Below are 22,213 nucleotides of genomic sequence, written 5' to 3' on the forward strand. Positions count from 1 at the left end.
CCTTGCTTGGGGAATGCAGCAAGCTTAGTGCGGCAGCGCCGGCCAAAGTGTAATTGATTGCAACCAATTTGAAGCGAAGTGTTAAGCCGGCTTTTGGCGTGGTTGCAGGTGAAGGCCGGCAATCATGCAGCGCAGTGAGCCGCCGGCGCTTTCAATACTGCTGACATCAAGCGGCAGCAGCTTGGCACTTTGCTCAATCTGGGCCTTTTGCTCTGTGGTTAGCGCAGTAAAGGCGGTGGTTGACAGTGCCAGCAGATTGCCATTTTTGCCTTTTAGCTCAATAGCATTGCCACAAAACTGAGTTATCTGCTGCTCAGTGAGCCGGATCACGGTTTTACCGCTGGCGGCAAAGTGTGCCAGTAACATGGCGTGCTGTGTCTGAGGCACCATATCCAGGCCAATCAGCACAAAGTGCTCGGCGACACACATCAGTACATTGGTATGGTATACCGGCTGGCCGGTTGCATCGCGGGCATCAAACAATACCGGCTGCAAGGCCAGCGCCTGACAACACTGGTTAAACAGCGCGGCGTCGGTGCGTTTAGAAGCCACGGCATAGGCAATGCCTGCCTGCTGATCCAGCACCATAGAGCCGGTGCCTTCTAAAAACCGGCCTTGCGCGGCTTCGCCGGTGAAATCCAGCTGCCGGCTTACCTGGTATTGCGCTTTAATAAAGTCGGTAATATCGCTACGCACTTCCAGCCGCCGGTTCGGTACATACATAGGATAGGTTACCAGCTCGCCGCTGCAGTGCGTGCTAAACCAGTTATTCGGAAACACCGAGTCGGGCGTCGTGGTGCCGGTATCGTCAAATAAATGCACGGTGATGCCTGCTGCGCTGAGTGCATCAGCCGCGGCGCTGACCTGCTGGTAAGCCAGCAAACTTAGCTGTTGGCCACCGGCAGCAACCTGAAAGGCATTGTCGGCCAGGGTGTCGGGGTTAGACATAAAGTGGTGCGGCCGGATCATGACAATCTGGCTTGGGGTAATGGCTTTTGCGTTCATTTTTATAGCTTTATGTAGGGTTTGTTAAGCGGCATTCAGGCTTAACCAAAGTGGCAGAAACACAGCTTGTTGCCGTCTGCATCTTTAACGTAAGCGCCATAAAAGGTATTTTCAATGCGCTGGCCTGGCGCGCCATCGCAGGTTGCACCCAGCGCTAGGGCTTTATGGTATAGCGCATCGACTTTTTCTTTACTGCCCGGCTGAAACGACACCATATTGCCGTTCCCCGGATGTGCTGGCTGCTTGTTAAAAGGTTCGCACACTGCCAGCATCGGCTGCGCCATGCTTTTACCAAAAAAAGCAATGCGGCCCATATCCAGCAGGCTTTTGCTGCCCAGCTCGCCTAACAATGCACCGTAAAAGGCTTTGGCGGCGGTTAAATTGTTTACACCCAGAGTGACGTAACTGATCATGGTGAAGCTCCGTTAATTAAGCAAAAATACATACGCCCGCACTATACGCGTAGGGCCGGGCTTTGGTGTAGTAGAAAGTTAACTAAATAAGCGTTTAGTTGTCACCCAGGCTGGAGTTTTTATCGCTGTGCTGCATGCGGTCAATCACAATAACGGCGGCCAGTAATTGGGCCGTCCACTGCGGCGCATAGATATCGACGCCATAGCTGTCAGACCAGCTGAACCACTTTTTTGAAATGCCGGCCAGTAGCTTACCCTGTTGGCGAATTTCATATTCGTGCTGCCAAAAGTTGCCGGTCATTTCAAGCTGGCCTTCTGGCGTGCTGATGCTAAAGCGGCTGGTCCAGAACGGCCAGAATTTTTTGCGGATCAGCCACTCGCTGCCATCGCGGTTAAGTAAACGGCAGGCGGGCAGTAGCGTCAGGTACTTGCGTTTGATTTTTAACAGCTCACTGCCGTTGTGGTCGAACAGGGTTTGGCTGCTGGATAAGCTAAACAGCTTGCCCTTGGCGGTGTAGGCAATGCGGCCCTGCTCGTCTTCAATATTAAAACTGTCGGTCAGGCTGAAGATTTTCTGTTTAAGGCGGTATTTCATGTTGGCTAACAGCTAGTTAACGTGACTTCTGATACTAAATTAGCCAGCACCAAACACAATATAGAAAATGTAACCGGGTATGTCGTGCTAAGGCTTAGCGGCAGCTTGTCTGGCTGCCGCTAAGTTGTTGCTTAGGCCAGTGGGTAGGGCAGACCATCTTTGCAGGTAAATTGTTTATTGCCTTTATGGGCGCAGCTTACCTGACGGCCACTAATCATGCTAAACCAGGTGCAGTCTGGCTCTGAGGTTTGCAGCTGAATATCGTCAATGCTGGCTTTATCCTGACAGCCGTTAATGCCACCGCGGTTTAATATCAGCTCTACGTGGCGGCCGTTGTTATTCAGCACAATAGAATTAGGTGCTTCGCGGTGGCCGCTTAGGGCAACAAACTGCGCCGGGTTTTGTAAACCGCTGGTGCTGCCGTCGGCAAAAAACGCCAGTAGCTGCTGGTAGTACACTACATAGCTGCACACATCTTTGTGCGAACCTTGCTGCAGTGGGAAGGTTTTGTCTAAAAAGCCTTTAGAGTAATCCATCACCTGCTTAACATGGCGCTGATTCAGCTCGTTAATCACGCTAAGCTCGGTCGCCATCCAGGCAGTTGGGCTCTGTGATGGGGTGCTGTGTTGTTGGGCCAGTGTTGTCATGATGTCATCCTCGTCTGTTTTGTCGGGTACTTTGTTGTACTACTGATATTCAGCTACTGCCCCTGCGCTGTCAGTGTCTGAATATCTGTTTACTTAGTCTAAACGTCAGACCAGTTGCTATCGGTTAAAAACTAGTCTAGGCTAAAAATCAGCATAATTTCACAATAGAAATTTTACAGTGTGAATTTTACAAAATGAAAAACAGCAAAAGCCTGCTACGTAAATCGCATTTTCTCGGCACTAAGATCAGAAACTTGCGTAAACGCAATAACTTAACCATGGAAGACTTGTCGACCCGCTGCATTCGGGTAAACCCGGAGTACGCGCCGTCGGTGTCGTACTTGTCGATGATTGAGCGCGGCAAACGCACGCCGGGTATTGAAATGCTGGAAGTGATTGCCGAAGTATTTCAAAAAGATCTCGACTGGTTTTTAGACGGTGAAGATGCCGGAGAAGACTTAACGCCGGAAAAAGGCAGCCGCGGCGGTATTAGCGGTATGGCGCTGGAGCCGGGCTTTTTATTCTCGAATGACATTTTACAAATTGCCATACCGGAGATGTTGTCGCAAACCGGTACCAGCGGTAAGCAGTTTGCCCAGCTGTTAATTCGGGCGCATCAGGAGCATCATCAAAACCACTTTCCCGAGCTGGAGCGTGCGGCCGAAGAGGTGGGCCAAAAACGTATGCCGCTTGGTGTCGATGAGCTGTTAGCCATTACCAAACAACTGGGGCTAAAAATAAGCTGGTTTGACGAAGCACCAAAAGAGCTGTTGGATGAGCTGGGCGTCTTGTCAAAAAACGTGGCGACCTCGTTTTTTACGCCGCCTAACACACTGCATTTAAACAGCCTGCTCAAGGCCTTTCCCACCCGGTTAAAGTACGAGCTGGCCGTGCATATTGGCCATAGCGTGCTGCACAATAAAGACGGCGTAAAAAGCAGCATGACGGTGGGCGGTGCCCATGATGATGAGTTATCACATTCAACTGCCGTGCAGCCGCAGGATATTTTGCATGCCTGGCGCGATTTTGAATCGAGCTTTTTTGCCGGCGCGCTGCTGTGCCCCAAGTTGCCGTTCCGGCAGTTATTAGACCGCAGCGGCTATGAGATCAGTAGCCATCAGCAGGCCGGGGTGTCGGCCTCAGTGGCAATGCGGCGCATGACGGCGGTATCACCTTATACCCATTGGCATTATTTTGATGCCTATACGCCGGGCAAGCTCAAGGCGGTATATCGTGGTAATGGCATACCGCTGCCGTGGGGCAATATGCGTAAAGTGGAAGACCCTTGCCAGCACTGGGCAGTGTTTCGCATGTTTGATGTCGATGGTGTGGCCAGCAGTGCACAGTTATCCTTACTGGATGTAAACGGCGCGCCGCGTATTTATTGCTGTGAGTCGACCAAAGTCAGCGATCTGGCCGGTAATAATCACGTACTCTGTGCCGGTATCGATTTAAACCCGGCGCTGCTGGCGCAGGGGGTAGATGCCGACAGCATGGCGGCGCAGCTTAAGCAGCTCTGTGTCGGCAGCAGCGGCGGGGCTAAGGTGCCAAAAACCATACAAACGGCCCTGACCAGTGTGGCGAATATTCTGAACATTAACTGGGTAGCACGCAGCTTACAAAAACCGGCGCAGCTGATTTGTGCCCGCGGCAATAGCTGCCCGCGGCAACCCAGTTGTTATCAGTGTAATGGTTGAGGCACAAACTCCCAGCGAGAGCCGGCTTGCTCTAAGCTAACCGTTGCAGGCCAGGATGGCCGAATCGAGCCTACAGGGACGTATTTACGGCGTGTTAGCGTGGGCAAACCGGCTCGATGCCGGAGCGACAAACCGTCAGCGTAAATTCTCACCCAATAACTGCAGGTTTTCATCCAGTAAGCCGCTCAGCAGCGCTTTGCCGCTGCGGTCTACTTTAAACAGGCCATAGCGTGCTTGCTCGTATACGGCGGCGCTGCCCTCAGCAAAGAAAAACGCATTCGGCCCCACACTGGTGATGCCGTCCCGCTGGCGCAGCAACAGGGCGATAACGCCAGCCTGCTCGGGTAAGGTATTGCTCAGGCTGTGCAAACTGGCAACACCTTGCTCGGTTAATGTAAGCCAGACATAACGATACTGGCCAGCATCATCCGGCAGTTCACGGTCAATGGCAAAGGCCAGCGCCATATAGTCGCCCTGCATAATAGAGCGCGGATCTACCGGTGCCAGCTGCAGTATCACGGTTTGGCCGGTGGCCAGGGTTTGCTCAAAGCGCCATACTGTTAAGGCGCTGAAGCTTAGGATCAATAGCACAGCGGCGGCTATCGCGACTTGTCGCAAACGTGGGCTCATACCAACCTCCGCTGATAACGTTTTAGCAGCAACCAGGCTGCCAGCACGGCCAGGCCGGATAGCGCCAGCAAGCCGGATTTATGCAGCAAATTCAGCTGAAGGCTGTAGTAAAACTGGCTCAGTGCAAACAGCATGCTGAGCAAACACAGTACAGCCCAGCGCCGGCTGCAGCCATAAAAACACGCCAGTAGCAGCGCGGTAGAAGCCAGTAAAGCCGACGCCGGATACAGCAAAATACACAATACCGCTGTTAAGCTAAGTAGCGCCAGCCGGCTGGGCACTGTGGCAAGCTTGCTAAGCCAAAACACCGTACTGAGCAGTATGACACTGCTAAGTGCACTGTACAGTGCCTGTGCCAGAGTAAGCTTATGATCCAGCCAGTGGCTGCTATCAAACAGCAGTAAGCATTGCCCCAGCAGACTCAGCGCCAACGCCGAGAGGGTCGCAATTTCCAGCAGGCTTTTAATTCGCCCGGCATAGCTTAATACCGCCCAGCGCGGCCGGTTGCACCACAGCCAAACCGACAGTGCACACAGCAACGCGCTAAGCACGGCCAGTAGCACAGCAGACTGTACCAGTGATAACAGACAAACGGCAGCAATGGCTAAACTGACCCGCTGATGCAGCTGGTTTAGCGGGCTTGCCAGTAATATCAGCGTGACCAGCGCGCAGGCGTAACGCGGTACTTGGTCGTTCTGGCCGCTTAGCTCGTACAGCGCATACAGCAGTAAGCCCTGGCCGGCTAAGGCGATGGCTACTGACATCTGCTGCACAAAGTCATGTGCTTTTGTTGCCAGCCACAGCGATGCGGCTAATAACATTACCGCGGCCAGCAGCTGCAGCAGGGGGTTGTCAGCCAGCGCCAGTAATGGGCCCAAAAAGGAGCTGATAATTAATAGCGAGGCGATCCAGGCAGCCAGGCCCAGCAGCAGCTGTAACCACCAGGGGCTGCTGTTAGTCAGTTGTGCGGCCTGTTGGCTTGTCACTATACCCTGTTGCTGCAAAACTGCAGCCAGCGCCGACTTAACCGACATGTGAGTGCTCCTGTAACAGGCGTTTCAGCCAAATGGCGGCGCCGGCGCTGCAGCCAATCACATACAAGGCCAGCAGGTTAACAATAAAAAAGTCGTCGGCACCGTCCAGCCCTTTTGCCAGCAGTGCGGTGCTAAACGCGATAGCGCTAAACAGCAGCAAGCCAAACACCGGAATATCAGCTTTAAGCCGCCAGTAGCGGATACTTAGCAGCACCATTAGCAGCAGATAACACAGCAGGTTCGGCTGGTAGGGTTTTTCCCACACGCCAAACAGCGCGCCCAGCGTCAGCGGTATCAGCAGCGCCAGCGCACAAAGCCGGCGCAGCGCCGCTGGTTTTGTTAGCCCTAAACGTGGCAGGGCAAACTCGGCAAAGGTGAGCAGCAGTAAATTACCCAGCGTAAGTAACAGCAACTGGTTAGTACTGCCTGACAGCCAAAAGTGAGCTGACGTATCCAGGTAACGCCACAGGCTAGTTTCAATCAGCAAAAACCACAGCAGATAACTGGCACGGCTTTTACTAAGCAGTACCAAAGGCGTTATAAGCAGTGCCCAGGCGGCGAACAGTTGCCAGATATCGGCACCGGTTTGATAGGTTTGGCCTATTAATGCCAGTAAGGCACCCGTTAGCAGGCTGCAGCTAAAAAGCGCCGCGCGTTGTGCCGCGCTGTCAGGTGTGCTGAGCATCGCCCCCACTGCTGTTATCAGCACGGCACTGCCAGCCAGCGCCAGTTTGCTCAGGTGGTGCATCAGTGGCCAGTTATGGGCAAAAAAGAACACCACAGCGGCAAACAGCAGCAGGCCAGCGACAAACAGCAGCAGTGTATTGGCTAACGCCAGCCAGTCATCAACGCTGGCGTGCAATGGCTGTTGTGCCTGTTCCAGCTGCATAGCATTAAGTTGCTGCTGCTCTGCCCATTGCAGCAGCTGATCGGCCTTAGGTAAAGATGACATAAGCGCCTGTAATGGTTGTGTTAAGTTATTAGCATCATAGCGTTTTTATAACTTGTTACAACTTCATCGCTAGGGTAGTTTGGGTTACGGCTTGCAACAGCGTAGTATGGTGCGGCTAACCCCCGATAACACAATCAGGATAACGATAATGAAAAAACTTACCCTTGCTGCCGCCTCTGTGGCGCTGGCACTTGGCCTGACGGCATGTAACAAACAGGATACCACGCAAACCCAAACTGCAGCGCAAAGCGAAGCTGCCGCCGTTAAAGCACCATTGGTATCGGGTGTGGATACGCAGTATTTTGATCCGGCAGTAAAATTCTCTGAAGATTTCTTCCTGGCAATAAACGGCAAATGGCTGGCAGAAACCGAAATCCCGGCCGATAAAGCCTCTTACGGCTCTTTCCATATTTTGGCCGATAACTCGCAGCAAGCGGTAAAAGCCATTATTGATGAAGTATCGGCCCGTACCGATTTAAAACCCGGCTCAGATGAGCAAAAATTAGGCAGCTTCTATAACAGTTTTATGGATGAAGCCACCATTGAAAAACTGGGCTTAAGCCCGTTAACCCCGCAACTGGACGCCATTAAAGCTATTAGTGACAAAGGCCAGCTACCGGCCTTATTTGCCCGTTTGCAACGTGACGGCGTAGGCATTCCGTTTGGCTGGTTTGTTAATAACGATGCGAAAAACTCGACCGAGTATGCGGTGTATTTAGGCCAAAGCGGCTTAGGTCTGCCAGATCGTGATTACTATTTTAAAGATGACGAAGCGTCGCAGAAAATTCTGGCCGACTATCAGCAGTATTTAACCGATATGTTCAGCCTGGCTGGCTACGCCGATGCAGAAGCGGCGGCACAGCGCGTGTTTGCGTTGGAAAAAGCCTTAGCGGAGCATCACTGGACCCGCCTGGAGAGCCGCAACGCGGATAAAACCTACAACAAAATGTCCGCTGCCGAGTTAAACAGCAGCCTGGGCAATTTTGACTGGGCCGCTTTTGCCCAGGGCGTCAAGCTGGATGGCGTCAGTGATATTATTGTGCGTCAACCCAGCTATTTCGAAGGCTTTGCCAAAGTGCTGGACGCCACTGACTTACGAAGCTGGCAGGATTATTTAAGCCTGAAAACCATCCACGGTTATGCTGACAAATTAAGCAGCAACTTTGCCGATCGCCGCTTTGCTTTCTACGGCACTACTTTAAGCGGTATTGAAGAGCAGCAACCACGCTGGAAGCGCGCGGTAGATGCGTCGGATCAGGTATTAGGTGAACTGACCGGTAAGCTGTATGTCGAGCGGCACTTTAAACCTGAAGCCAAAGCGCGGATGGAACAGTTGGTGGCTAACCTGATTAAAGCCTACGAAATCTCGATTAACGAGCTGGAGTGGATGACCGAAGAAACCAAAAAAGCGGCGCAGGAAAAACTGAGCAAGTTTACGCCGAAAATAGGTTACCCGGACAAGTGGAAGGACTACAGCAGCCTGGAAATTAAAGCCGATGATTTAGTGGGTAACTTCGTGCGTGCCAGCCACTGGGGCTACGACGAAATGGTGGCTAAGCTGGGCAAGCCCATCGACAAGAGCGAGTGGTTTATGACACCGCAAACCGTTAACGCCTACTACAACCCGGTGAATAACGAAATCGTGTTCCCGGCCGCTATTTTACAGCCACCGTTCTTTAATATGGACGCCGATGATGCGGTAAACTACGGCGGTATCGGTGGTGTTATCGGCCACGAAATCGGCCACGGTTTTGACGATCAGGGCGCGAAATACGATGGTGACGGCAACCTGCGTAACTGGTGGACAGAGCAGGACAAAGGCCAGTTCCAGGCCCGCGGTGCTAAGCTAGTTGGCCAGTACAACAAGTTTGAGCCACTGCCAGGTGTGAACGTGAACGGTGCGGTAGCACTGGGCGAGAACATCGGTGACTTAGGCGGTATGACAGTTGCGCTGAAAGCCTATCAGTTATCGTTAGACGGTAAAGATGCGCCGGTAATGGATGGCTTTACCGGCGAGCAGCGGTTCTTTATCAGCTGGGCGCAAGTATGGCGTGCCAAGTTCCGGGAAGAAGCACTGCGCCGTCAGTTAAGCACCGGCCCGCACTCACCGGCGCATTATCGCGTTATTGGTGTGCTGCCGAATATTCCGCAGTTCTATACCGCTTTTGATATTAAAGAAGGCGATGCGATGTATTTACCGCCGGAGCAGCGCGTTAAGATCTGGTAATCACTGGGTAATATTTTTCTGCTACACTGCACAGGCTGAGTGGGTCACTACTCAGCCTGTTGTTTTTAAAGATGACTCTGCCTGATAGAGGTTGGAACCCCGTTTTGGTCGCCACAGAGTGTCTGAGCCCTGCCGTAGGCATTAGGGCGAGTTGCTGTGGCGAGCCAGGGCGGGTGTTGCAACCGGTATCGTAAAGCAATTCCAACCTCTGTCATTAGCAGCGAGGTCTGACCACTATAACAAAGAATATATAACTTTGGGTTTTGTATTCACCATATTTATAACCACTATAACTTGGGTGGTTAACAGCCGGATGTCATTCTGGCCCGAATTTTCATATAATTGCGCCCATTCATTCTAAGAATGACGCTGCAGTGGCAAGGCTGCAGCCAACGACCAAGAGGATCATACTGTGCTACAACAATATCGCGAACATGTGGCCGAGCGCGCCGCGCAAGGTATCCCGCCAAAGCCGCTCAATGCCGAGCAGGTAGCCGCTTTAGTTGAACTGTTAAAAAACCCGCCTAAAGGCGAAGAAGACACCCTGGTAGACTTACTGGTTAACCGCGTACCACCAGGTGTAGACGAAGCCGCTTACGTAAAAGCCGGTTTCTTAGCCGCACTGGCCAAAGGCGAAACCCGCTGCAGTTTAATCAGTGCCGAGCGCGCCACAGAATTATTAGGCACCATGATGGGTGGCTACAATATCGAGCCGCTGATCAGCCTGTTAGACAATGAAAAGCTGGCGCCTATCGCGGCTAAAGCCTTGTCACATACCTTACTGATTTTTGATGCCTTCCACGATGTGACCGAAAAAGCCGATGCCGGCAACAAGCACGCTAAACAAGTGCTGCAAAGCTGGGCCGATGCCGAGTGGTTTGAAGCCAAGCCCGCCTTAGCGGAAAAAATCACCGTTACGGTATTTAAAGTATCGGGTGAGACCAACACTGACGATTTATCACCGGCACCGGATGCCTGGTCACGGCCGGATATCCCGCTGCATGCGTTAGCCATGCTGAAAAACAGCCGTGAAGGCATTAACCCGGATCAGCCGGGCACCGTTGGCCCGATTAAGCAACTGGACGAGCTGAACAAAAAAGGCTTCCCACTGGCTTATGTCGGTGACGTAGTGGGTACCGGTTCATCACGTAAGTCCGCCACTAACTCAGTGCTGTGGTTTATGGGTGACGACATTCCGTACGTGCCAAACAAGCGCGGTGGCGGTTTCGTATTAGGCGGCAAAATTGCCCCTATTTTCTTCAACACCATGGAAGACTCAGGCGCGCTGCCAATCGAAGTAGACGTCTCTAAGCTGGAAATGGGCGATGTGATCGACATTCTGCCGTATGAAGGCAAAATCGTGCGTCATGGCTCAAGCGAAGTGCTGGCAGAATTTAGCCTGGCAACCGACGTGTTAATTGACGAAGTACGTGCCGGTGGCCGTATTCCGCTGATCATCGGCCGCGGTTTAACCGACCGTGCGCGTGAGTTCTTAGGCCTGGGCCACTCTGACAAATTCCGCCGTCCTAAAGCCAAGGCCGATTCTGGCAAAGGCTTCACCCTGGCGCAGAAAATGGTCGGTAAAGCTTGCGGTGTCAAAGGTGTGCGTCCGGGCACTTACTGTGAGCCGAAAATGACCACCGTAGGCTCGCAGGATACTACCGGCCCGATGACACGCGACGAGTTAAAAGACTTAGCCTGTTTAGGTTTCTCGGCTGATTTAACCATGCAGTCATTCTGTCACACCGCGGCGTATCCGAAGCCGGTTGACGTTGACACCCACCACACCCTGCCGGATTTTATTATGAACCGCGGCGGTGTATCACTGCGTCCGGGCGATGGTATTATCCACAGCTGGTTAAACCGCATGTTACTGCCCGATACCGTAGGGACTGGTGGCGACTCTCACACCCGTTTCCCGATTGGTATTTCATTCCCGGCCGGCTCTGGTCTGGTCGCGTTCGCTGCGGCAACCGGTGTGATGCCACTGGATATGCCAGAATCTGTACTGGTGCGCTTTAAAGGTGAAATGCAGCCAGGTATTACGCTGCGCGACTTAGTACACGCTATTCCGTACGTGGCGATTCAAAAAGGCCTGTTAACGGTAGATAAGAAAGGTAAGAAGAACATCTTCTCTGGCCGTATCCTGGAAATAGAAGGCTTACCAAACTTAACGGTAGAGCAGGCGTTTGAGTTGTCTGATGCCTCAGCAGAGCGTTCTGCGGCAGGTTGTACTATCAAGCTGTCAAAAGAGTCTATTGCTGAATACCTTGAATCTAACATCGTGATGCTCAAGTGGATGATCGCTGAAGGTTACGGTGACGTGCGCACTATCGAGCGTCGTATTAACGCGATGCAGGCCTGGCTGAAAGATCCTAAGCTGATGGAAGCCGATGCCGACGCCGAATACACTGAAGTGATTGAAATTGATCTGGCGGACATTAAAGAGCCGGTATTGTGCGCACCGAACGATCCGGACGATGCGCGCTTACTGTCTGAAGTGGCTGGCGACAAGATTGATGAAGTCTTTATCGGTTCTTGTATGACCAACATTGGCCACTTCCGTGCGGCTGGTAAGTTACTGGATAAATTCAAAGGCCAGTTACCCACCCGTCTGTGGATTGCCCCACCAACCAAGATGGACCAGGCACAGTTAACCGAAGAGGGTTACTACGGTATTTACGGTAAAGTCGGTGCCCGCACTGAAATGCCGGGCTGTTCACTGTGTATGGGTAACCAGGCTCGCGTCGCCGAGAAGTCAACGGTAGTATCGACCTCTACCCGTAACTTCCCGAACCGTTTAGGTCAGGGGGCTAACGTCTACTTAGCCTCTGCTGAGCTGGCAGCCGTGGCCTCTATTATTGGCAGACTGCCAACGGTAGCCGAGTATATGGACTACGCCAAGCAAATCGACGCGACCGCGGCCGATACTTACCGTTACCTGAACTTCCACAAAATGCCGCAGTACACTAAAAAAGCGGACAACGTGATTATCCAGCAAGCGGTGTAATCAGCCCCTGTTGTGCTAAAGGCCTGCTTTTGCAGGCCTTTTTTCTGCTCGCTAATATACAGCGAGCGGCTACAATTTTAGCAACATCGGCTGAAAGATTATTTGCGCGGGCGGAGTTGCAACGCCCACTGGGCTCGCCACAGTAACTGTGTAAGGCTCCTGCCTTACACCCTACGGGCCAGCGAAGCTGTCCAAATTCGTTCCGGACGAATTTGTCACCCCGCTGCTTAAGTAGGCTCAGACACCCTGTGTCGCCCCATTGGGGATGCAAAGCCGCCAGGGAAAAGCTGCGCAAATAACCACCAGCCTATTTCTTCGTCTGGACTACATATATGGAATACGACTTTATTTACGACCGCAACACCTTGCAATTCAGCATTCGCTTAGCCGCTGAGCATGAGGTATTAGGCCGTTTTTTACTGGACGAATTTGGCCAGGACACCAACGCCTACGTGCCGCTGATCACGCAGCTAAGCGCGCTGCAACCGCAGCAGAGTATGCAGTATCAGGGCAAAGAGTTTTTGCTGGAAGTGGATAACGGCGAAGTGACCTTAAGCCACAATACGCTGTTTTATGTGGTAGAGCAGCCCTTGCCAGAACGGCAGCAACATAAGCTTAGTGATGATGATTTACAGTTAGATGAGCAGGGTATGCAAACCCAGTGCGGGCTGGAAGATTTACTTAAACTGCTGCGCGAATGGCAGCAGTTTCTGGCAGCTTAAGCGGCCGATACACTCAGTGGCAGCAGTAAGGTAAAGCGGGTTCCTTCGCCGGGGGAGCTGGAAACGGTGATGCTACCGCCCAGTTTTTGGGTGATCAGGTTAAAAACAATATGTAGCCCCAGGCCGGTGCCGCCCTGATGGCGATTGGTGGTAAAGAACGGATCGAAAATACGCTCCAGGTTTTCATGGCTGATGCCAACACCATTGTCGGTAAAGACAATTTCGACCATGTTTTCTTTAGCTGCACAGCTTAGGCTGATTTCACCACTGTTGCGGCCGGTAAAGCCGTGCACTAAGGCATTTTGCGTCAGATTAGTAATGATTTGGCCAATAGTGCCCGGGTAGCTATTCATCTCAATGTCATCGGGGCAACTGACTTTGAGTATGATCTGCCGGCTGCGCCACATTAAACTTAAACTTTCCAGTAATTCATCTAAGTACAGTGCCAGTTTAAATTTACGTTGGTTATCTGCAGTGCGGTCAACCGATACTTGCTTAAAGTTGGCTACCAACTGTGCGGCGCGCTGCAAATTATGCTCCAGCAAACGGCCGGCCTGCGTTAATTTTTGCAGATAATCTTCCAGCTCCTGGCGGCGAATATTGCCGCCGGCCAGCTTCTGTTGCAACAAGGCGCTCTCTTCGGTAACAACGCTGTTAGCCGTTAATGCGACGCCCAATGGCGTATTGACTTCGTGCGCTACGCCCGCTACCAGTTGGCCCAACGCTGCCATTTTTTCGGTGCGCACCAACTCTTTCATCGTTGATTCGAGTTGTTGTAGAGTTTGCTCGGCTCTGTTTTTTGATGCTTCCAGCGCTTCGGTACGCTCTTTAACTAACCAGGCTAATTGTTCCTGTTGTTTCTGCAGATGGTTTAGCCGATAAAAATGTAGCCCCAGCGGCACAAACAGTAACAAGCAAAAAAACAATAGCCGTGCCCACCAGGTTTCCCACCACAACGGCAGTACTTCGATAGCCAGCACACGTTCTTCGCTCCAGGCCGATTGCGGTAAACCGGCGCGCAATCTTAGCTGATATTGCCCCGGCGGCAGGCGTTCAAAACTGGCGGTACGGTTGGTGCCATCCTGGCTGATCCAGTCGGCTGACACAGGATCCAGCCGGTACTGAAACTGTACCTGCTCGGTTTCAATGAACTCGCGGGTAGAATAGCTGACGCTGAAACTGCGTGAGCCGACAGCTGGTATCGTCAGTTTGCGTTGCTGATGCAGTATTGCTGCCAGCATCGCTTCCTGCCCGCTGCTGCCACGCTGGGCGGCGCCATTGTTGATGTCCAGCGCTACGATAGCAGGTGTGGCAATGGACCGTGCGTTGTAGGCCAATACCTGCTCGGGTTGAAATAGCGTAAAGCCATCCATACCACCAAAGGCAATAGTGCCGTCAGCAAAGCGGGTGCTGGCGGCATTAATATAATCGCGGCGCAGGGTACCGTGGCGAAAGCCGAAGTTCCGAAATTGTGCCGTAGCCGGATTAAACACTGAAATACCAACAGCACTGCTGAGCCAGATATTGCCCTGAGTATCCAATTCTGCCGCTTTTAACTGGCCGCTGGCCAGACCTTGTGGCTCGCTATGCTGAATAAAGCTGGCTTTGGCAGGTATTGCATCCGTATCAGCCAGCACCAGCTCGAGTAAGCCGCTGCCATTGCTGGCCAGCCAGTGGCGGCCATCGGGGCTGCTAAGGTAGGCCATCGGCGCTGATGGCAAGGAGGCGACATTATTATCGCTACCACCAGCCAGTTTGTGCTCAAACAGCAGTTGGCCGCTTTCGGCGTCAAACCACGACAGGCCGCTGTACGAGCCTACCAAGACATAGCGTTGCCCGAATGGGCGGATAAAGGTTACAGAGCGACTAAATGCGTGTTGCGCTATCAGCTGCCGGCTATGTTGGTTCAGGATCACGACACCAAACTGATCTATTGCCAGCCACAGCTGTTCGGCGTTGGCCCAAATTCGCCGCACCGGGCCGGGGTAGACGTTGTCAGGCAACCTGAACTGCTGATACTGGCCGCTTTGCAGATCGAGAGTGTCAATGCCTTGGGCATGGCCAAACCAAATATGTTGTTGCCACAGCAGTGCACTGTAAAACGTCACATTTTGCTTGCTGCCAGCCACAGGGCTAAAACGGGCGTTGGCCAAGTCCAGCTGAAACAGGCCATCGGCTGTACCGGCCCATAGCCGATCTGTTGTGTTGGCCAGGCTGATGGTGGCCGGGTTGCGGGCGGCGGCCATTAACGGAATGTCGGGGGTAATGCTACTGAACAGGTTATTTGCCCGGTTCAGCCGCGAGACACCGCCGTTCCAACTGCCAACCCAGATACTGCCATCACGGTCTTGCAGCAGCGATACCACCTTGCCGCTGCCCAGGCTGGCCGGATTGTGTCGCTGATGTACAAAGCTTTGCTGTTGTTGCCAGCTGCCGTCGACCTGACTTAGCTGGCTTAGGCCATGCTGGCTGCCAACCCAGACATCGCCGTTTTGTACCGAAAGCACGCTACGGATTTCATTGCTGGCAACGCCGCCCGCGTAACTGCTGATACTGATGGCTGTCCATTGACCCGTGGTGGGGTCACGCATTAGCAGGCCGTCATGTTCCAGCCCCACCCATAACCGGCCGGCGCTGTCATGGTGCAATGCCATTACTGACGCCTGTGGCCGCGGAAAGTCTGTAGCGCCGGCCAATTCATCTGTCGCCGGGTTTTACCGGAACAGGCCTTGTGGGGTCCCTAACCATAACTGGCCGGCAGTGTCGGTCGACAGTGCTGTGATGTTGTTGTTTTGCAGCAGATCACGTTTGGCATGGGTACTCAGCGGCCACAGCATTTGCTGCGAAGCAGTGTGCCACAGGGCCAGCCCCTGATGCGTGCCCACCCAAAGTTGCTGCCGGGCATCCAGATGCAGCGACAGCACCACGTCTTCCTGCTCGTTCTGTGGCTGACCGGCCTGAGGTTGCATTGGGATAGCGTCAAAAATGCCTTGCTTAGGGTCAAACCGGTTCAGGCCATTGAGCGTGGCCACCCAGACCACACCATGCTGGTCAACCTGCAGTGCTGTAACAAAGTTGTCACTGATAGAGTGGCTGTGATGGCGGTCTGGCCTGAATACCGTCACGGTAAAGCCATCGTAACGATTCAGGCCGTTTTGCGTACCAATCCAGATATTGCCGCTGTGGTCTTGTGCCAGTGCGGTAACGGTGGCTTGCGATAAGCCGTGCTGAACGTCCAGCCGGGCAAAACGTGATACCGATGGTAACGTAGCTGCCAACAACGGTGACAATAACAGCGCCAACAGTAACAACAGTAACAGTGGGTACCTGATGACAGCCAAATACATACAAAAACCCTGATGACAGACGTGGTTAGATCTGTGCGCTAAGTGTTATAAGCTTAGTTGTATTTATCTGTGCTGCAACCGGATCGCAATGGCATTTTTGCTGCACTTCGACGGGGAAAAAACGCACCATTTAGGTGCGTTTTTTTTCGCCATCAAGTCGAGCTGTTAGTTAACGTATTGATAAATAGTAACTTTAAAAAGTTGGCACAAGGCTTCCTTAGTAAATAGTGAATCGCAAAGACGACTACTAAAGGGAACTCACTATGAAGCTTGTATGTGCCATCATCAAGCCGTTTAAACTGGACGATGTCCGCGAAGCTATTGCCGACATTGGGGTAGAAGGTTTAACGGTAACAGAAGTAAAAGGCTTTGGCCGGCAAAAAGGTCACACCGAGTTATATCGTGGCGCTGAATATCAGGTGGATTTTCTGCCCAAGGTAAAACTGGAAATTGCCACGCTGGACGATCAGGTCGACCGCTTAATTGAAGCGATTCAAAAAGCAGCGCATACCGGCCGTATCGGTGACGGTAAAATTTTTGTCTATGACCTGGAGCAGGCGGTGCGGATCCGTACCGGCGAGTCCGACGCTGAAGCCATCTAAGGAGCTGTTATCATGCAAGAGCAAATTTATCACTTACAGTATGCGATGGACACCTTCTACTTTTTGATCTGCGGTGTGCTGGTTATGTGGATGGCGGCGGGCTTTTCGATGCTGGAAGCCGGTCTGGTACGGGCGAAAAACACCACCGAAATCTTAACTAAAAACGTCGCCTTATATTCTATCGCCTGCATTATGTATCTGGTGTGCGGTTACGCCTTTATGTACGGCGGCGAGTTTTTCCTAAGCGGTATCGGCGGCGTAGATGTCGATGCCACCTTAACCAGCTTTGCCGAGCGCGAAGATGGCTTTACCGGCGGCGCAGTGTATTCCAGCGCGTCGGACTTCTTCTTCCAGGTGGTGTTTGTGGCTACCGCTATGTCCATCGTGTCTGGTGCAGTGGCCGAGCGTATGAAGCTATGGGCCTTTCTGGCATTCGCCGTGGTAATGACCGGCTTTATTTACCCGGTGCACGGTTCCTGGACCTGGGGCGCTGAGGGTATGTTTGGCGTAAACCTGGACGATCAGTTTGGTTTTTCTGACTTTGCCGGTTCGGGCATAGTGCATATGGCCGGTGCTGCTGCCGCATTAGCCGGTGTCTTGCTGCTGGGCGCACGTAAAGGTAAATACAGCAAAGACGGTAAAGTAAATGCTATTCCTGGCGCCAATATGCCACTGGCTACTCTGGGTACCTTAGTGCTGTGGATGGGCTGGTTTGGTTTTAACGGTGGCTCGGTATTAAAACTGGGCGATATCAGTAATGCTAATGCGGTTGCTGTAGTGTTCTTAAACACCAATGCCGCGGCGGCGGCCGGTGCCGTGGCTGCGCTGGCGCTGTCGGTGATTTTATTCCGTAAAGCCGACTTAACCATGGCGTTAAACGGCGCTCTGGCCGGCCTGGTGGCCATTACAGCCGAGCCTTCAACGCCAAGCGCGCTGCAAGCCACGTTGTTTGGCGCTATCGGTGGTGTGATTGTCGTCGCCTCTATTATTGGCCTGGACAAACTGAAGATTGACGATCCGGTCGGTGCCATTTCAGTGCACGGTGTGGTGGGCCTGTTTGGTTTGCTAATTGTGCCGCTAAGCAAAGAGGGCGCCACTTTCACTGGCCAGTTAATTGGTGCCGCCGCCATCTTTGCCTGGGTATTTATTGCCAGCCTGGTGGTGTGGTATGTGCTGAAGTTAACCATCGGTATTCGTGTTAGCGAAGAAGCCGAGTATGAAGGCGTAGACGCCTCAGAATGTGGTATTGAAGCCTATCCTGAGTTTGTCGCGTCGGTAAAGTAAGCAGCCTGGGAAGTGTTAGTGGCACTTCCCAGGAGCCTGCTCAGGCAGCGGCGCTGCAAAGTGCCAATGCCATGAGCTAAACCCCAGCCCACTAAACTACGTCTATCCTTGTCCTTTGTCTTTTTGTCTGACACCCCGTGCCATTTGGCGCGGGGTTTTTTATTGGCGCTGGCTTCATTGGCGTGGCAACAATTATCGCGCCAGCCGTTTGCGGGCTAAAAAGGTATCGACCGCCTGGTTAGAGGCCGCCAGCTTTTTGCGGCCTTGCGGGCAGGTTTGCGTCAGCAGAATAAACAAGGTGTCGATCACCAGCTCCTGTGCATTACGCGCCAGGATAGACGATAAACGGGCCGAGCTTTCCTCGGCCACCGTATACAAATTCAAACTGGCAAGGCGCGCCACACTATTGGCGCCATAAGCGGTAATACTGATAATACCCACGCTATTGGCGGCGGCCTGCTCGGTAATTTTTACGCTGTCGGGGGTCTCGCCCGACTCACTTATTACCACCAGCACATCCTCTGCCGTGTAATTGGCAATATTGGCCAGCTGCACATGGGTGTCGGTTTCGGCCAGCGCTGCTGTGCCCAGTTTTTGCAGCTTGTACGAGAAGTCTTTTGCCACCAGGGCCGAGCCGCCTTTACCGCACAATAGCACCCGTTTGGCATTGCGCAGCAGCATGGCTGCCTGCTCAAAACTGCCCTGGCTATTAATGGCATGGGTTTTTTGCAGCACATTTATTTTGCTGGCCAACAGTTTCTGGCTCATGGTACTAAAGCTGTCTTCCAGTGATATTTCGCCATGCAGTTTATCGCTACTTGCCGCAGGTAGCTGGTGATGAAGGCTGTCGCTGATGGCAAATTTAAAATCCGGGTAGCCTTTGTAGCCTAATTTTTGCGTAAAACGCACCACACTGGCCTGGCTAATCCCTACCGCTTTGGCCAGCATTTGTGAGGGCATATCGCGGATATGATCAGGATTGGCCAGGATATAGTCGGCCAGTTGCTGCTCGGCGCGCGGAAACTTATCGCGCAGGGCTGTTATTTTATCCAATACAGACATACCGTTATCCTGTGGCCGCAGTTAGCGTGTGATGCTGACAGAAAAACCAGCAAAGCGGCGAATTAATTGATAATCTTGCCGTATTATACACATAAATTATTCATGCTGTGCCAGGCTCGCTCAGGCCAGCACCGCCGTTTGATAGGACAGCTTATGCATGCGCATATTCAGCAGTTGTACGCCATTGCCAACAAACCCAGCCGGTTGATTATCGGCCTGATGAGCGGCACTTCGTTAGATGGCTTAGACGTGGCGCTGTGTCGCCTTCGCGGTGATGGCCTGAACACCCAGGTAGAGCTGCTGCGCTTTGCTACAGTAGATTACGACGATAACTATAAACAGCGGGTAAAGGCGGTGTTTGCCAAACGCGAGGTAGACCTGCAGGCGCTAACCTTGCTTAATCCCTGGATAGCGCTGGAGCATGGCCGCATGATTAACCAATGCCTGGCCGCCTGGCAGCTAAGCGCCGCCGATATTGATTTGATTGCCAGTCACGGCCAGACGGTATTTCACTGCCCCAAGCGCCAGCATCAGCTGGCAGCCGAGGGCAATGCCACCCTGCAGCTGGGCGATGGCGATCATTTAGCCGTGGCCACCGGCATTATTACCTTAAGTGATTTTCGGCAAAAGCATATTGCCGCCGGTGGTGAGGGCGCACCGCTGGCAGTGTACGGTGATTATTTGCTGTTTAGCAGCAAGTTCGAGAACCGCATTATGCTGAATATTGGCGGCATTGCGAACTTTACCTGGCTGCCCAAAACGCTGGACGCCCAGGCGGTATTCAGCACCGACATTGGCCCGGGTAATACGCTGATGGACGCCTATATTCAGCGCCATTTTGCCGGCCAGTATTATGATAAAGATGCCCGTATTGCCAAAGCCGGCGTGGTAAGTAAACCACTGCTTCAGGCGCTACAGCAGGATGCTTTTTTTCAGCTCAGTTTTCCCAAAACCACCGGGCCTGAGGTGTTTAATCTGGCTTACCTGAGCCAGGCCCAGCAGGCATCTGGCACCAGCACGCTAAGCCATGCCGATATTATGGCCACGCTTAACCGCTTTAGTGCCGAGATGATTATTAGCGCCATTGAGCAAACCACCAATACGCTGGATAAATTTGTTATTTACGCCAGCGGCGGCGGCATGCATAACCCGCTGCTGATGAGCCATATTCAGCAAGCCTTGCCGCAGGTAAGCATTAAAACCACCGCAGATTTAGCGATAAACCCCGATGCGAAAGAAGCAGTGCTATTTGCTATTTTGGCCAACGAATGTGTAGCAGGGGGCAAGCAGAAATTTAGTAACGCCCGCGAAGGTATACCGGGCGTGACGATGGGTAAAATCAGTTTTGCTGATTAATACTCCCACCAGCAGTCCTGCCACCAGTCTAAAAACTCGGCAAAGTCGATATAGCCATTGTTGTTGGTGTCCACCAGCTTAAAGCCTTCTTCCACATGGCTCACTTTGGTTTTTGGCGCCAGCACGGTAAGCAGTTCAATAAATTCGGGTAAATCTATGCGGCCATTGCCGTCGCGGTCGAAAAAATCAAACTCGGCTTTAATCTCGGCAATTTGTTGTTCTGTAAGCGGTTCTCTGTTCACGGCGTTACCTTGGTCTCTGTCTGTGATTTAGCGGCAGTGTACTGCGCCTGCCGCAGGCTGTCTAGAAACCGCCGTTTAACTCACTAGGGATGTGTAGCATGGCGTTAAAGCTGCGTAGCGTGTAATGTTATTCGAGATTAGCTGCTACCACAGTAAACCGAAGGAAAAAATCGTCATGCTGCGACGTCTGGTGGTCGTGCTGATAAGCGTAATCTTGCTGTTAATGTCGGCGATCCTACTGCTATTTACCGGTGCACTGCGCAGCCCCACCGACAGCCTGCATGGCATGTTAGGCTCGGCGCTGTGGACAACACTGGCACCGCACTTTTTACTGCTTAGCCTGACAGCTAGCCTGTTTAGCTGCTGGTGTTGGCGGCGTTATCCGACAACGCGCTTATCGACACTGACACTGTCGGCGGCACTTGCGGCTGCGATAAGCAGCGCTGTGGTGTGTTATCAGCTTAAGCAAACGGCGGTAACAGCCGGGGGGGACATTAACTGGCTACAGGCTCTGCAGCTTAAAAGCATCAGCGCAGCTCAGCCAGATCTGATGTTAAGTTATCACGGTTATAACGGCATAGCGCAGCCGCTGGCGCTGTTTTTACCGGCAGACACGCAAACGGCCGCGCCTGTGCTGTTGTATATCCACGGCGGCGGCTTTATGACCGGCTCTTTGCTGGAAACCAGCAACGACCTGCGCTGGTTTGCTGAGCAGGGCTATCTGGTGGTCAGTGCCGGTTATAGCTTATTTAGCAACGCCAACCCCAGCTGGCATAAAGCCGCACAGGATGTCGCCTGTGCGCTTAGCTGGCTTGGTGCCAACGCGGCCAGCTATGGCGGTGATATCAATAAGTTGGCGCTACTGGGTGACTCGGCCGGCGGCAATCTGGCGCTTAACCTGGCGTACGGCAGCGCAATACAGGCAGAGCAGGCGCACTGTGGTAGCGCCGCGCCCGCCGTCACTGCAGTAGTGGTGCAATACCCGGCGGCAGACCCTTTAGCCATTTATGAATTCGGCTACCCGATAAGCGGTTTTGAACCGAAAATGCTGGTAACAGGCTATATCGGCGGTGATCCTTATCAGCTGGCACAGCGGTTGCAGGCGGTTAGCAGTTATAGCTATTTATCTGCGCAGGCGCCGCCGACACTGATTTTATCGCCACAGCAAGACGGTTTAGTGCCGGCCTGGTCGGTACAGCGCTTTGCGCATTATGCCCGCCTGGCGGGGGTTAACGTGGAGCTGGTGGCGATTCCGTTTGCCAACCATGTGTATAATCAGCTGGCGGCTAACTCGGCCGGTAATCAGTTAAGGCGCAGTGTCACGCTGCGTTATTTGCGCCAGCAGGGGCTGCTGGTGCCAGCGGCAGGTTAAAGGGCATAGCGTACTA

At 52.8% G+C, this 22,213-nt stretch carries 19 protein-coding genes; 8 read left to right on the forward strand and 11 right to left on the reverse strand.

The window, feature by feature from the left end; genetic code table 11:
- Window positions 1-81: 81 nt before the first annotated feature.
- The 4 genes from ctlX to RNAN_RS00360 all read right to left on the reverse strand — a co-directional run bounded on the left by ctlX (window position 82) and on the right by RNAN_RS00360 (window position 2,660).
- Window positions 82-1,005 (reverse strand): citrulline utilization hydrolase CtlX, encoded by a 924-nt coding sequence (gene ctlX, locus RNAN_RS00345; protein ID WP_008217577.1) that lies wholly within the window; start codon window positions 1,003-1,005, stop codon window positions 82-84.
- A 41-nt stretch (window positions 1,006-1,046) separates the two neighbouring features.
- Window positions 1,047-1,418, reverse strand: coding sequence for a VOC family protein (locus tag RNAN_RS00350; protein ID WP_008217579.1), 372 nt, complete (start codon window positions 1,416-1,418; stop codon window positions 1,047-1,049).
- A 94-nt stretch (window positions 1,419-1,512) separates the two neighbouring features.
- Window positions 1,513-2,013, reverse strand: coding sequence for an LURP-one-related/scramblase family protein (locus tag RNAN_RS00355; protein ID WP_008217581.1), 501 nt, complete (start codon window positions 2,011-2,013; stop codon window positions 1,513-1,515).
- A gap of 131 nt (window positions 2,014-2,144) precedes the next feature.
- Window positions 2,145-2,660, reverse strand: coding sequence for an aldolase/citrate lyase/malate synthase family protein (locus tag RNAN_RS00360; protein WP_008217582.1), 516 nt, complete (start codon window positions 2,658-2,660; stop codon window positions 2,145-2,147).
- Window positions 2,661-2,854: 194 nt separating this feature from the next.
- On the opposite strand from RNAN_RS00360, the gene RNAN_RS00365 reads away from it, so the two are divergent.
- A complete protein-coding gene (locus tag RNAN_RS00365) occupies window positions 2,855-4,357 on the forward strand; it encodes a DUF3612 domain-containing protein (protein WP_008217584.1) in 1,503 nt (500 codons plus the stop codon).
- A 135-nt stretch (window positions 4,358-4,492) separates the two neighbouring features.
- Here RNAN_RS00365 and RNAN_RS00370 read toward each other — a convergent pair whose 3' ends face one another.
- Genes RNAN_RS00370 through RNAN_RS00380 form a run of 3 tightly spaced genes read right to left on the reverse strand, consistent with a single transcriptional unit; the run spans window position 4,493 to window position 6,973 of the window.
- Window positions 4,493-4,987: a GDYXXLXY domain-containing protein gene (locus tag RNAN_RS00370; RefSeq protein ID WP_008217585.1), complete on the reverse strand. Its 495-nt coding sequence runs from the start codon at window positions 4,985-4,987 to the stop codon at window positions 4,493-4,495.
- Window positions 4,984-6,021 carry a DUF4401 domain-containing protein gene (locus RNAN_RS00375; protein ID WP_008217587.1) on the reverse strand — a complete coding sequence of 346 codons (1,038 nt, stop codon included), beginning with the start codon at window positions 6,019-6,021 and terminating at the stop codon, window positions 4,984-4,986. The genes RNAN_RS00370 and RNAN_RS00375 overlap by 4 nt, the downstream gene beginning before the upstream one ends.
- Window positions 6,011-6,973 carry a DUF2157 domain-containing protein gene (locus RNAN_RS00380; protein ID WP_008217589.1) on the reverse strand — a complete coding sequence of 321 codons (963 nt, stop codon included), beginning with the start codon at window positions 6,971-6,973 and terminating at the stop codon, window positions 6,011-6,013. Before RNAN_RS00380 ends, RNAN_RS00375 begins: the two co-directional genes overlap by 11 nt.
- Before the next feature lie 148 nt (window positions 6,974-7,121).
- On the opposite strand from RNAN_RS00380, the gene RNAN_RS00385 reads away from it, so the two are divergent.
- The 3 genes from RNAN_RS00385 (at window position 7,122) to RNAN_RS00395 (ending at window position 12,932) form a co-directional block, all read left to right on the forward strand.
- Window positions 7,122-9,200 carry a M13 family metallopeptidase gene (locus RNAN_RS00385; protein ID WP_008217591.1) on the forward strand — a complete coding sequence of 693 codons (2,079 nt, stop codon included), beginning with the start codon at window positions 7,122-7,124 and terminating at the stop codon, window positions 9,198-9,200.
- Window positions 9,201-9,612: 412 nt separating this feature from the next.
- The gene (acnB, locus tag RNAN_RS00390; protein ID WP_008217592.1) at window positions 9,613-12,210 is read left to right on the forward strand and encodes a bifunctional aconitate hydratase 2/2-methylisocitrate dehydratase; all 2,598 of its coding nucleotides are present in this window, start codon (window positions 9,613-9,615) and stop codon (window positions 12,208-12,210) included.
- 332 nt (window positions 12,211-12,542) lie between these two features.
- On the forward strand, window positions 12,543-12,932 hold the full coding sequence (locus RNAN_RS00395) for a YacL family protein (RefSeq protein WP_008217594.1): 390 nt from the start codon (window positions 12,543-12,545) through the stop codon (window positions 12,930-12,932).
- On the opposite strand, the gene RNAN_RS00400 is transcribed toward RNAN_RS00395, so the two are convergent.
- Together RNAN_RS00400 and RNAN_RS00405 are read right to left on the reverse strand one after the other, a co-directional pair.
- A complete protein-coding gene (locus RNAN_RS00400; protein ID WP_148275618.1) occupies window positions 12,929-15,586 on the reverse strand; it encodes a sensor histidine kinase in 2,658 nt (885 codons plus the stop codon). The genes RNAN_RS00395 and RNAN_RS00400 overlap by 4 nt on opposite strands.
- 60 nt (window positions 15,587-15,646) lie before the next feature.
- Window positions 15,647-16,279 carry a ligand-binding sensor domain-containing protein gene (locus RNAN_RS00405; RefSeq protein ID WP_008217598.1) on the reverse strand — a complete coding sequence of 211 codons (633 nt, stop codon included), beginning with the start codon at window positions 16,277-16,279 and terminating at the stop codon, window positions 15,647-15,649.
- Window positions 16,280-16,542: 263 nt separating this feature from the next.
- Between RNAN_RS00405 and glnK the strand changes: the two genes are divergently transcribed.
- Both glnK and RNAN_RS00415 read left to right on the forward strand, forming a co-directional pair.
- Complete coding sequence (glnK, locus tag RNAN_RS00410) at window positions 16,543-16,881, forward strand: P-II family nitrogen regulator (protein WP_008217600.1); 339 nt, start codon at window positions 16,543-16,545, stop codon at window positions 16,879-16,881.
- Between the two features lie 12 nt (window positions 16,882-16,893).
- Window positions 16,894-18,165, forward strand: coding sequence for an ammonium transporter (locus RNAN_RS00415; protein WP_008217602.1), 1,272 nt, complete (start codon window positions 16,894-16,896; stop codon window positions 18,163-18,165).
- Between the two features lie 192 nt (window positions 18,166-18,357).
- Here RNAN_RS00415 and RNAN_RS00420 read toward each other — a convergent pair whose 3' ends face one another.
- Window positions 18,358-19,227 carry a MurR/RpiR family transcriptional regulator gene (locus RNAN_RS00420; protein WP_008217604.1) on the reverse strand — a complete coding sequence of 290 codons (870 nt, stop codon included), beginning with the start codon at window positions 19,225-19,227 and terminating at the stop codon, window positions 18,358-18,360.
- 153 nt (window positions 19,228-19,380) lie between these two features.
- Between RNAN_RS00420 and RNAN_RS00425 the strand changes: the two genes are divergently transcribed.
- Window positions 19,381-20,583 (forward strand): anhydro-N-acetylmuramic acid kinase, encoded by a 1,203-nt coding sequence (locus RNAN_RS00425; protein WP_008217606.1) that lies wholly within the window; start codon window positions 19,381-19,383, stop codon window positions 20,581-20,583.
- On the opposite strand, the gene RNAN_RS00430 is transcribed toward RNAN_RS00425, so the two are convergent.
- Window positions 20,580-20,825, reverse strand: a complete 246-nt coding sequence (locus RNAN_RS00430; RefSeq protein ID WP_008217608.1) for an EF-hand domain-containing protein — start codon at window positions 20,823-20,825, stop codon at window positions 20,580-20,582. The two genes, RNAN_RS00425 and RNAN_RS00430, sit on opposite strands and share 4 nt — an antisense overlap.
- Window positions 20,826-21,000: 175 nt before the next feature.
- On the opposite strand from RNAN_RS00430, the gene RNAN_RS00435 reads away from it, so the two are divergent.
- Window positions 21,001-22,197, forward strand: a complete 1,197-nt coding sequence (locus RNAN_RS00435; protein ID WP_148275619.1) for an alpha/beta hydrolase — start codon at window positions 21,001-21,003, stop codon at window positions 22,195-22,197.
- Window positions 22,198-22,213 lie beyond the last annotated feature (16 nt).

It is taken from the genome of Rheinheimera nanhaiensis E407-8, assembly GCF_000296695.1.
GTDB lineage: Bacteria > Pseudomonadota > Gammaproteobacteria > Enterobacterales > Alteromonadaceae > Alishewanella > Alishewanella nanhaiensis.

What these genes read in the sequence shown, in the direction of transcription:
- ctlX (WP_008217577.1), bottom strand. Translation starts at nt 1,005, where the DNA reads ATGAACGCAAAAGCCATTACCCCAAGCCAGATTGTCATGATCCGGCCG.
- RNAN_RS00350 (WP_008217579.1), bottom strand. Translation starts at nt 1,418, where the DNA reads ATGATCAGTTACGTCACTCTGGGTGTAAACAATTTAACCGCCGCCAAA.
- RNAN_RS00355 (WP_008217581.1), bottom strand. Translation starts at nt 2,013, where the DNA reads ATGAAATACCGCCTTAAACAGAAAATCTTCAGCCTGACCGACAGTTTT.
- RNAN_RS00360 (WP_008217582.1), bottom strand. Translation starts at nt 2,660, where the DNA reads ATGACAACACTGGCCCAACAACACAGCACCCCATCACAGAGCCCAACT.
- RNAN_RS00365 (WP_008217584.1), top strand. Translation starts at nt 2,855, where the DNA reads ATGAAAAACAGCAAAAGCCTGCTACGTAAATCGCATTTTCTCGGCACT.
- RNAN_RS00370 (WP_008217585.1), bottom strand. Translation starts at nt 4,987, where the DNA reads ATGAGCCCACGTTTGCGACAAGTCGCGATAGCCGCCGCTGTGCTATTG.
- RNAN_RS00375 (WP_008217587.1), bottom strand. Translation starts at nt 6,021, where the DNA reads ATGTCGGTTAAGTCGGCGCTGGCTGCAGTTTTGCAGCAACAGGGTATA.
- RNAN_RS00380 (WP_008217589.1), bottom strand. Translation starts at nt 6,973, where the DNA reads ATGTCATCTTTACCTAAGGCCGATCAGCTGCTGCAATGGGCAGAGCAG.
- RNAN_RS00385 (WP_008217591.1), top strand. Translation starts at nt 7,122, where the DNA reads ATGAAAAAACTTACCCTTGCTGCCGCCTCTGTGGCGCTGGCACTTGGC.
- RNAN_RS00395 (WP_008217594.1), top strand. Translation starts at nt 12,543, where the DNA reads ATGGAATACGACTTTATTTACGACCGCAACACCTTGCAATTCAGCATT.
- RNAN_RS00400 (WP_148275618.1), bottom strand. Translation starts at nt 15,586, where the DNA reads ATGGCATTGCACCATGACAGCGCCGGCCGGTTATGGGTGGGGCTGGAA.
- RNAN_RS00405 (WP_008217598.1), bottom strand. Translation starts at nt 16,279, where the DNA reads ATGTATTTGGCTGTCATCAGGTACCCACTGTTACTGTTGTTACTGTTG.
- glnK (WP_008217600.1), top strand. Translation starts at nt 16,543, where the DNA reads ATGAAGCTTGTATGTGCCATCATCAAGCCGTTTAAACTGGACGATGTC.
- RNAN_RS00415 (WP_008217602.1), top strand. Translation starts at nt 16,894, where the DNA reads ATGCAAGAGCAAATTTATCACTTACAGTATGCGATGGACACCTTCTAC.
- RNAN_RS00420 (WP_008217604.1), bottom strand. Translation starts at nt 19,227, where the DNA reads ATGTCTGTATTGGATAAAATAACAGCCCTGCGCGATAAGTTTCCGCGC.
- RNAN_RS00425 (WP_008217606.1), top strand. Translation starts at nt 19,381, where the DNA reads ATGCATGCGCATATTCAGCAGTTGTACGCCATTGCCAACAAACCCAGC.
- RNAN_RS00435 (WP_148275619.1), top strand. Translation starts at nt 21,001, where the DNA reads ATGCTGCGACGTCTGGTGGTCGTGCTGATAAGCGTAATCTTGCTGTTA.